Genomic DNA, 8,432 nt, shown 5'->3' on the forward strand with positions numbered 1-8,432 from the left:
ACCATGCCAGCCACCCATCTCAATGCCTGGTTTAAATGCCTAAATCCCTCCTCCAGGGAGGCTTTGCGGTTGTTCTGCTTTCCCTACGCTGGGGGCAACTCTGCGATTTTTCGCCCCTGGCTAAATCAGCTACCCGCGTCTGCCCAAATAGAGCTTTGCCCCCTGCATCTGCCGGGCCGTGAAGCGCGCCTGCGAGAACTCCTAGTTACTGATCTGGCGGCTCTGGTGCAAACGCTATCCCAAGCACTCCAGCCCCATCTAGATCAGCCCTTTGCGTTCTTTGGGCATAGTCTGGGGGCACTCATCAGCTTTGAGCTAGCCCGCCAGCTCCAGGCTCAGGGGGCTCCCCTACCCCTTCACCTTTTTGTTTCGGGCTGTCGTGCCCCCCAGCTGCTCCGCAACAAAGGCCTGCACACCCTGCCAGATCAGGCTCTTCTGGCCGAACTCCAGGCCCTCAAGGGCACACCCCAGCAGGTTTTAAACAACCCTGAACTGATGCAGTGGCTACTGCCCACCCTGCGGGCAGATTTTTCTATTTTTGAAACCTATATTTATCATGAGCAACGGCCCCTCGCCTGCGATATTTCAGTCTTTGGCGGCCTTAACGATCTAGAGGCTCCAGCGGCTTCGTTGCCAGCCTGGCGGCAGCATACTAGTTTGTCTTTTTCGCAGCACGTTCTACCCGGCGATCACTTTTTTCTCCACACCCACTACGACCTGATGCTGAAGATCATAGCTGACCGGCTAAAGCCGGCGATCGCAGCCAAACCGTAGCCGGTACGCCCTCAGGCCACGCCTCGACTAGTAGTTATCGGCAGTTGCACAAGCTGAAATACCTCACCTGGAATCGCTTGCCCCACCTGAATTTGCAGAGGGGTAGAGCAGTGGACCGCCACCGCCAGCCGATGCTGCGGGGTTGGACTTAGCAGCTCAAAGACCCAATCCTCAGCAGAGTCTGCACAGCACTGAATGGGCGTAGCGGTCTTGGGTTCAAATTGAAAGACGCACTGCTGTAGGGGCAGCGACAGCCCCAGGCCCCGAGCTTTGATATAAGCTTCTTTTAGGGTCCAAAGATCAAAAAAGCGATCGCGCCAAGCCATCCCTGTTAAGCGGTTTAACTCAGCCAGTTCCTCTGGAGCAAAGCTAGTTTTTGCGATCGCAGCTAAATCCCCTTTTCTAGCGGTGTACTCCACGTCTACCCCAACATCAGCAAAACGGGTGACCGCGCAGGCTACCAAGCTTGTCGTGTGGGACAAATTAAATCGCAGCGGTAGTGAGCCATTCCCTTCAGACAGTTCTGGTCGCCCATAATCGTTGGTCGAAAATGCCCATTCCCAGGGTTGTCGATCGCCATAGCGAGACAGGCAGCTCCGCAGTAGGGCGTGAGCCACTAAATATTCTTGACGATGCTGGTTGAATCGAAAGCGTTCATAGCGCGATCGCTCTCGGTCATCGAGCCAGGTCTCATAGGTCGCCCTCAGGTTAGGCGCTTGGCACTGTTCGATCAAGGCCATCCAAACATGCACCTGATCGGTTTGTAGGTTAGCGCTCGCATGAGACCTCAACATTGATGTCTGTAATTTTTTTCCACTCTTACCATATCTAGAGCTTAGTAGTCTGCCATGCCAATTATGACAGGCTGGGAGTGGGGTAAAGCCTTACCAGCCGGGAGCGGGCATAGGCGGCAGAGAACTGCCAGTTGACTGGCCCATTGGGCATTGCGAGCGTCTTCCCAGGCAGAAAATTCTCGCTTCAAGACGTCAGTGGAGGGAATGCGATGATTCAAGCACTGCCGCGAGAGCACGGAGAATTCAAGCTCGACCATGTTGGGTTGATTGCCGTGCTGCAAAACAGAACAGAATTTACTCTGCCGCTGGTTTCTAAACACTAGGGAGCGTAGTCCATCATGGCATTTAGCTCAGCACACCAGATCACGACAGATTGATACTGGCTGATGTCATTGACCGTAGGGATGGGGTAGCGGTGCTTGCCCGACAGGGGCTGCGTTTTGCCGAGCAACAGCCCTTCCCCATCTGCTAGCAGTGGGGCAGCCGTCAAAATTAGGGTTAGATCTGGGCTTTGCTCGAGAAGATTGAACGGGGCATAGAACTCTAGAAAGAGTTGCGTATTCTCGACCACAATGCGGCACCGGGGCTGCATCATCCCAGCTCGATGAACCATAGCCAGGGTTTGGACTGCGGCATTAAGTCGGGGTGGTTTAGCCAATAGGGGCCGCAGGGTGGTGGGAGCAGGCAACAAAGCGCGATCGGCGGAGCTGAGCAGGGCATTGGTCAGCACCAGCAGAGGAGTGGTTAGGGCGATCGCACCATGGATTGTCAATCGCCACTGCTGCATGCTTAGGGCTCAGGAAAAGGGATTGGCTGAATTCCCTCATCATCCCTAGGACAGCTGATACCTCCCTGAAGCTCTGTTAAGACTTTGATCGGGAAGTTCTTAACTGGCAGTCATCAAATTCTCAGAGCATTTTCAGCTCCACCAAGTTAGGTATCTCATGCCAAAGGCATCTCAGGGTCTGAGTAGGCTGAGCAACAGCGCCACTAGGGAAATGGCCAGGCAGGACCCCAGGCTGAGGTAGCTGAACCAAATAGTCTGATTGGCCTTGCGCTGGGCTTCGGCCAGCACACGGTTAGCCTGGGTTTTAGCCTCTAGCTCTAAGCGCACCATTTTGGCATCCCACTCTTGGCTAGCGGAAAGGTAGCGGTAGTCAAGATCGCTGAGGCTTTTGTGGGCAGCCCATTGCAGAGCATCTTGCAATGCCTGGCCCATGAGCAGACGCGAGTCATCTTGACAATTAGATGCGACCCAGGCTTGCAGCATGACCGCGTAGGGCCGCTGCTGAGCGAGGCACTGGTTGACCCAAGCGAGGTTGAAGACTTCGGCGTAAATGGGGTTGGCGACTTGAAGGTGACTATTGCGGGCGATCGCAATGCCCGACAGTTTTAGCTCGGCCTGATCTGAGCTGCCGTCGGTGGGAATATTGCCTGCGGTGAGCATGCGCTGGTGCAGACTGAGCAGTCGCCCCGATCGCAGCTCATCACCCAGTAGGCGATCGCGAATGGTGCGCAGGTGTTCGGGGTCGTCCTGGGCTTCCCACTGGTGCAGGAGGTGCGATCGCACCAAGGCCTCTACCCGTGCCCCCTCGGCCCCAGCCACGAGGGGATTGTTCCGATGGGTTATCTGAATTAGATTGCAGAGTTTTTGGGTTAAAAAGGGCTGTCCCCCAGTCCAGTGCAGCACTGCCGCCAGCACCTGATCGGGCCGCTCCGTCAGACCCGCCAAACCCGCTGCCAGGGGAGTAGTTTCATCCTGCGTAAAGCCCGTTAGGGAAATTGCCCTGCCAATGTTAAACGGTGTTTGATCCGCTGCCGCTACCAAGTCGTGGGGAGTGGCCACCCCAAACATGGCCCAATTGAGGCGGCGGTAGGCAAGGTTCTCAGCCCGCTGGTTGTAGCAAAAGCGCACCAGCCCAAAAAAATCCCCGGCTGAAAAGTTCAGCCCCTTCACGGCGTCGATTTCATCTAAAAAAATGAATAGGGGCTGGTCGGACTGGGCGTTGAGTAAAACGGTTTCAATCCAGTAGCTCAGTTTTTGCACGGGTGGCAGTAGCCCTAGCCCCTGCCACCAAGTCGGCAAATCAACCCCATTGGGTAAGCGAAACTTGCGTTGCAGGTCAAAGGCTAGACCCAGATACCACTGCTCGGGGGTAATTTGCTGACTGCCAATGCGGGTGAGGTCGAGCGCTGCACAGCGCCCCATACCTTCGGCCTCTAGCCGCTGACGGGTGCGCAGTCGCAGGCTCGACTTGCCCATCTGCCGCGAGGTCAGTACGTAGCACAGCTCGCCATTGACCAGCGATCGGTAGAGGGTGCGATCGGCCTCTCGCTCTATATAAGTCGGGTCATCAGCGGCAAGGCTGCCCCCCACCCGATACTCAACCATAGGTCGAACTCAATGACGGGGGTAAAAACGCCAAAAAATACTGGCGATAGAGTTCGCAACTGGAAGTGGCCAAGTTCTTGCTCAGGGTAACCAGGCCCAGACTTTCGAGTCGGTAGGCGGCGATCGGCTCTAGGGCCACAGGCGCAGCCGACTCAATGACATGGCGAAAGGCCACCTGCAAGTTAGGGTGAGGGTACAGAGCGGCCAGCAATTCGCGCAGGTGGTCGCTGTAAATGCCCGATTGGGTGGGAGCTTCTTCGATCAACTGCTCTAGGCTAAGGTCGGCCTGGGCCATGGCGTAGAGAGCCAGCCGCACCAGCCCAGGCCGATAGCTCACTACCTGCAATAGCGACAACAGCTTCTGAGCACCGTCACCACCGGCAGCCCAGGGTAGCTGGTGGCGGCCGGCCAAGTCTTGCACCTGGGCCAGGGTAAAGGGGGGCAGCCGCAGGGCTAGCCCGACATTAAAGGGCGACTGGTGCAGTTGCAGTGGCACATACACCTCCGTGGCGTGGGAAAGAACCCAGTGCACGCGGCCCCAGACCTCGACTTCGCGGGCATCCTCGTACCACGATCGCAGCAGCGGCAAAAACTCCGCCGAAATTTTTGGATACTCGAACAACTCATTGACCTCATCTAGGGCAATGAGCAGCGGTGTATCGGCCTGGGGCAAAACATAGTCTTCGAGGTAGGCGGTACAGCTCACCTTGCTGCCAATATCGCTATGCCAGTGGCGCTCCAGATCTGGCTCTAAGCCCAACTGATAGCTAATATTGGCGCAAAACCAACGCAAAAACAGGTCCAGATCAGCAAAAATCTGGCGATCGGCTCGGTGCAGGCTCAGAGTAACGCAGCGCATGTGGTTGGCTTGACCATGGGCCACCAGTCGCCGCAGTAGAGAGGTTTTGCCCATCTGGCGAGGAGCCTTAAGGCGAATCAGGCTACCCGGTTTGAGTAACTCTGCCCTAGCTTGGCTCTCCAATGGCGGGCGCTCAACGTAAAACTTTGACTGTAACGGTACAGGCCCATTGGGCAGCTCCCACTCTGGCGGCAGCTTGCTAACCTCAGGGAGGGTAGCAAGGGTCGGCGCAGGGCTGCTTTGGCTACGGGCATGGCGCTCTAGCACCGCCCGAATGTTGCTTTTAGAGACCTTTTGGTTGAGCGACTCAGACAGCGCCTGCCATAGCCGAAACCCCACATCGCGAATGTAGCTATGGTCGTAGCCGCAGCTTTCAGCAATTTCTGCATAGGTTTTGCCCTCCCATACCTGGCTAAAAACGGTTTCTTGCAGGTTGCTGAAGGTGCGACCCGGCAGCAGTCGATCTAGCAAGGCTAGAGCTTCGTCGGCGCGCATAGCAGTGGGAAAAAACACTGACGCTATCATAGCGAACCGGCCTGGAGGCGATTTTGTTGTTTCTCAGGCCCACAGCAGATGGATTTGCAAGCTCACGAACAACATGCTGAGAGTTACGGAGCAACCATCGGTTGACAACGCAGGGGCTGGACTAAATGCCCTGGCGGCGCGTAGACCCACAACATCTTGGCATGAATACCCAGGTAGTCGAGGCCAGAGTGGGCAGGTTGGGCCAGAGCAAGGTTAGGCCGCATCGGTACAGCGACAAAAGCCTCCTGAATTTGGTCGAGACAATTCATCAAGACTAGCAGCGGCGTAATGGCCGACAGTGCTGTCAAAATTACTTGATGGTTACCACTCAATGGCGGGCTAGCTACTAGGGCGCAGCTTTGGTAACTGCCTTGGGATAGTCGCGTTGAGTTGAGCGGGTTTGATCGGGAGTGCAAGATGGGGTTGCCCATAGCTAGCCGAATGAAGTGGCAGGTTGGCTCAATGGAAAAGGCTCTCGGCGGTCATTCTGAACGCTCTGAATAGGGAGACAGGGGAGCACTATTGACCCCGTACCGAGGCGGAGCGGAGCGATGGTAGCCCTGCCAGTGAGACCCCGATGGTTGAGCACTGCGGGTAAAGGCAATTACATCGTTGACGATGCGGTTAAGCCGTTCGGCTTCTTCTAGGGCTAGAGTTAGCCGCTGGCGAGCGACCTGGGGCAGAGGCATCCGCTGGCAAAGCTGCAAACCGTTGATGATGACGGTGAGGGGGCTACGCATGTCGTGCACTAGGCCAGCGGTGTTTTCACCAATTTCTGCCAGACAGAGCAGGTATTGCTGGCTGTGGGCAATAGGCGGCGGGTCAGGGGGCAGACGCAGGTCTGGTTTGAGGGGTGGGCCTAGAGACGGTGGTGCCAGGGAGGGATCGCCAGAGGGTGGCCATGGCGTGGAGAAGGTGGGGGTGAGATGGGGATGGTTGGGCATGGGGGTGAGGGGTGTCTACTCTGAATTTTGGCTGTGGGGCGTCTGGATGGTGGCTAAGGCATTTAAAAGGGCGGTATGGGTGTGGTCGCCGTGGTAGCGGTGGCCGTTGATGAAAAAGGTGGGGGTATCGACTACGCCGCTGGCGCGACCACTGGCAATGTCGGCCTGGATACGGTTGACAAATCGATCGCCCGTTACCTCCCGCAAGAACTGCCTCACATCTAGCCCTAAATCGACGGCATACTCGACCAGGTAGCCGCTGCCCAGGGCGTGCTGGCGGGCGTAGAGATGGTGGTGCATAGGCCAAAACTTACCCTGTCTGGCAGCGGCTTCGGCAGTTTCGGCGGCGTGCTGGGCATGGGGATAGACATCGCTGCGGGGAAAATGACGAAATACGAAGCACATCTGATCGCCTAGGCGCTCTAGCAAGTTCATCATCAGCGGATAGGCGGAGCCGCAGTTGGGGCACTGGTAGCCACCATACTGCACCAGGGTTAGGCGGGCGGTGGGTGGCCCCCACAGGTGGTCGCTGGAGTTGATCGGGGCGGTCAGAATAGACACAGGGTGCACCTTAGTGAGCAGGGATCGGGCTGGATGCCACTCCGCTAGCCGTTTAAAGAGTCTCGAAAACCCCGTAGGGCGGGCTACTGCTCACCCGCTTTGAACCCGCACCCTTCGGAATGATGTTGCGCTAGCGGACGTCACTGTCAGGAAATGCCGTGACGCGTCCGGGGGCTACAGCAACGACGACGTCAAAGGTGGCGCAGTAGGCAAAGGTGGTGTCGGTGGCTTTGTTGTAGAGGTTTACCACCATGCCCGCGCCACCGGGCTGCACCGAAATCGGTTCTAAATCACCAAAAAAGAAGCGGCGCAATTGATCGCCGCCGCCAAACTGGCCCCGATGCTCTTGCACAAAGGTGACCTGTTGAGCACCGGTTAGACCGGTGGCACTGGTTTCTTGAGCGCGAGCGGGGTTAATGACGGCAATAGAGAGCAGGCTGGTGGTGAGAAGGGTAGCCATAGTCGCGGATCTACCCCAACGGAAAGACGCGTTTTGAGTTAAAAACAGGTTAAGCTTCATAGATTTATTCTTTTCTACAGTGAGAAGTTATTTGCAACTGTAGGGGGTGAAACTGCAACTGTCGCGCCTCGTAAGACTAAGATTGACGCCGGCCCTAGGGGTAGCTGAAGACCTATCCAAAAGGTCAGGATAAACCCTAGCCCAAAGGTGAGTGTAGGTTCGCATCCGTGCCCTGGGCGCGGCTTTAGACAGGTGTAATTCGCCCTGCTGAGTAGCCTGGTTTAGATGGCTTCACGGTGTCAGACAAACGGGCAAACGTTTGAGCGTTTTAAGGTTTCTTACTGTCCTAACCCGTGGGACTACGGTTATACCAAAGCGTATCCAATTTTCCAGATTGGCACGAAAACACTCTTTTACAGCCAGCAACCTACCCATGAGGACAGGTCAAAGCCCTGACAATAGTTGGGAGAGAGAACTCGTCTAGGGTGCAGCAGCAAGCGGTGACAGGCTCTGTAGAGTGGGGCGAGTCCCCTACTAAGAAAAAGAGGAAACTTCACCCCTCATGAATCTACGTAAAAGAGCCATTTTTTTAGTGGGTTTTCTACTTGCTGCAGTCTTGTCGATCGCATCTACTAGCCTTGCCACTGAGCCTAATGGACTGGCTGAGGCCAACGCTATAGCAATCCGTGGATAGGTCCGGTCAGTCAACGAAGGCTTGGTCAACGACTTGCCGAAAGGGTTGGCCGGATTGAATCTGTTTTCGCATCCGGTTTTTCAGAACAAACCATTGATGTTCAATCGGGTTCAAATCCGGGGAGTAAGGCGGCAGATATAAGAGATGACAGCCCACCTGACGAATCAATGCTTCAATGCGCCCACCTTTGTGAAACGAGGCGTTGTCACAGATGATCACACTGCCAGCTTTGAGTACGGGCAAGAGTTTCTCCTCTAACCATGTTTCAAACACCAGGCGATTGCAGTACCCCTGATAGGTAAGTGGGGCAACGAGCTGATGGTGATGCCAAGCCGCTATAAAGCTCACTCGTTCGGTACGATTGCCCCGACGTTCAGCCGCGAATCGTTCGCCTTTCAAGCACCAGCCGTAAGCATAGTCTTCGGTATT

Annotated in this window: 10 protein-coding genes; 1 reads left to right on the forward strand and 9 read right to left on the reverse strand. The window is 55.9% G+C overall.

What is annotated here, in order from left to right; all coding sequences use genetic code 11:
- Positions 1-3 precede the first annotated feature (3 nt).
- A complete protein-coding gene (locus H6F57_RS13750; protein ID WP_190625267.1) occupies positions 4-774 on the forward strand; it encodes a thioesterase in 771 nt (256 codons plus the stop codon).
- Between the two features lie 11 nt (positions 775-785).
- On the opposite strand, the gene H6F57_RS13755 is transcribed toward H6F57_RS13750, so the two are convergent.
- The 9 genes from H6F57_RS13755 to H6F57_RS13795 all read right to left on the reverse strand — a co-directional run.
- Entirely contained in the window at positions 786-1,514 is a 729-nt protein-coding gene (locus tag H6F57_RS13755; RefSeq protein WP_190625268.1) for a 4'-phosphopantetheinyl transferase superfamily protein, read from the reverse strand.
- A gap of 373 nt (positions 1,515-1,887) precedes the next feature.
- Positions 1,888-2,355, reverse strand: a complete 468-nt coding sequence (locus H6F57_RS13760; RefSeq protein ID WP_190625269.1) for a DM13 domain-containing protein — start codon at positions 2,353-2,355, stop codon at positions 1,888-1,890.
- Positions 2,356-2,526: 171 nt separating this feature from the next.
- Complete coding sequence (locus H6F57_RS13765; RefSeq protein ID WP_190625270.1) at positions 2,527-3,960, reverse strand: AAA-like domain-containing protein; 1,434 nt, start codon at positions 3,958-3,960, stop codon at positions 2,527-2,529.
- Positions 3,953-5,314, reverse strand: a complete 1,362-nt coding sequence (locus tag H6F57_RS13770) for an AAA-like domain-containing protein (RefSeq protein ID WP_190625271.1) — start codon at positions 5,312-5,314, stop codon at positions 3,953-3,955. The genes H6F57_RS13765 and H6F57_RS13770 overlap by 8 nt, the downstream gene beginning before the upstream one ends.
- A 113-nt stretch (positions 5,315-5,427) precedes the next feature.
- A complete protein-coding gene (locus H6F57_RS13775) occupies positions 5,428-5,652 on the reverse strand; it encodes a hypothetical protein (protein ID WP_190625272.1) in 225 nt (74 codons plus the stop codon).
- 174 nt (positions 5,653-5,826) lie between these two features.
- On the reverse strand, positions 5,827-6,288 hold the full coding sequence (locus tag H6F57_RS13780) for a histidine kinase dimerization/phospho-acceptor domain-containing protein (protein ID WP_190625273.1): 462 nt from the start codon (positions 6,286-6,288) through the stop codon (positions 5,827-5,829).
- A 15-nt stretch (positions 6,289-6,303) separates the two neighbouring features.
- On the reverse strand, positions 6,304-6,849 hold the full coding sequence (locus tag H6F57_RS13785) for a thioredoxin domain-containing protein (RefSeq protein ID WP_313933554.1): 546 nt from the start codon (positions 6,847-6,849) through the stop codon (positions 6,304-6,306).
- A 130-nt stretch (positions 6,850-6,979) separates the two neighbouring features.
- The gene (locus tag H6F57_RS13790; protein WP_190625275.1) at positions 6,980-7,309 is read right to left on the reverse strand and encodes a hypothetical protein; all 330 of its coding nucleotides are present in this window, start codon (positions 7,307-7,309) and stop codon (positions 6,980-6,982) included.
- Positions 7,310-8,009: 700 nt separating this feature from the next.
- Positions 8,010-8,432, reverse strand: a 423-nt coding sequence (locus H6F57_RS13795; protein ID WP_190625276.1) for an IS630 family transposase, incomplete at its 5' end; no start/stop codon positions are given.

The sequence above is a fragment of the Leptolyngbya sp. FACHB-60 genome (assembly GCF_014695775.1).
GTDB lineage: Bacteria > Cyanobacteriota > Cyanobacteriia > Phormidesmidales > Phormidesmidaceae > Nodosilinea.

Bases quoted from the DNA above. Each gene is read 5' to 3' on its own strand.
- H6F57_RS13790 (WP_190625275.1), bottom strand. From the start codon at position 7,309: ATGGCTACCCTTCTCACCACCAGCCTGCTCTCTATTGCCGTCATTAAC.
- H6F57_RS13780 (WP_190625273.1), bottom strand. From the start codon at position 6,288: ATGCCCAACCATCCCCATCTCACCCCCACCTTCTCCACGCCATGGCCA.
- H6F57_RS13770 (WP_190625271.1), bottom strand. From the start codon at position 5,314: ATGCGCGCCGACGAAGCTCTAGCCTTGCTAGATCGACTGCTGCCGGGT.
- H6F57_RS13765 (WP_190625270.1), bottom strand. From the start codon at position 3,960: ATGGTTGAGTATCGGGTGGGGGGCAGCCTTGCCGCTGATGACCCGACT.
- H6F57_RS13755 (WP_190625268.1), bottom strand. From the start codon at position 1,514: ATGGCCTTGATCGAACAGTGCCAAGCGCCTAACCTGAGGGCGACCTAT.
- H6F57_RS13750 (WP_190625267.1), top strand. From the start codon at position 4: ATGCCAGCCACCCATCTCAATGCCTGGTTTAAATGCCTAAATCCCTCC.
- H6F57_RS13760 (WP_190625269.1), bottom strand. From the start codon at position 2,355: ATGCAGCAGTGGCGATTGACAATCCATGGTGCGATCGCCCTAACCACT.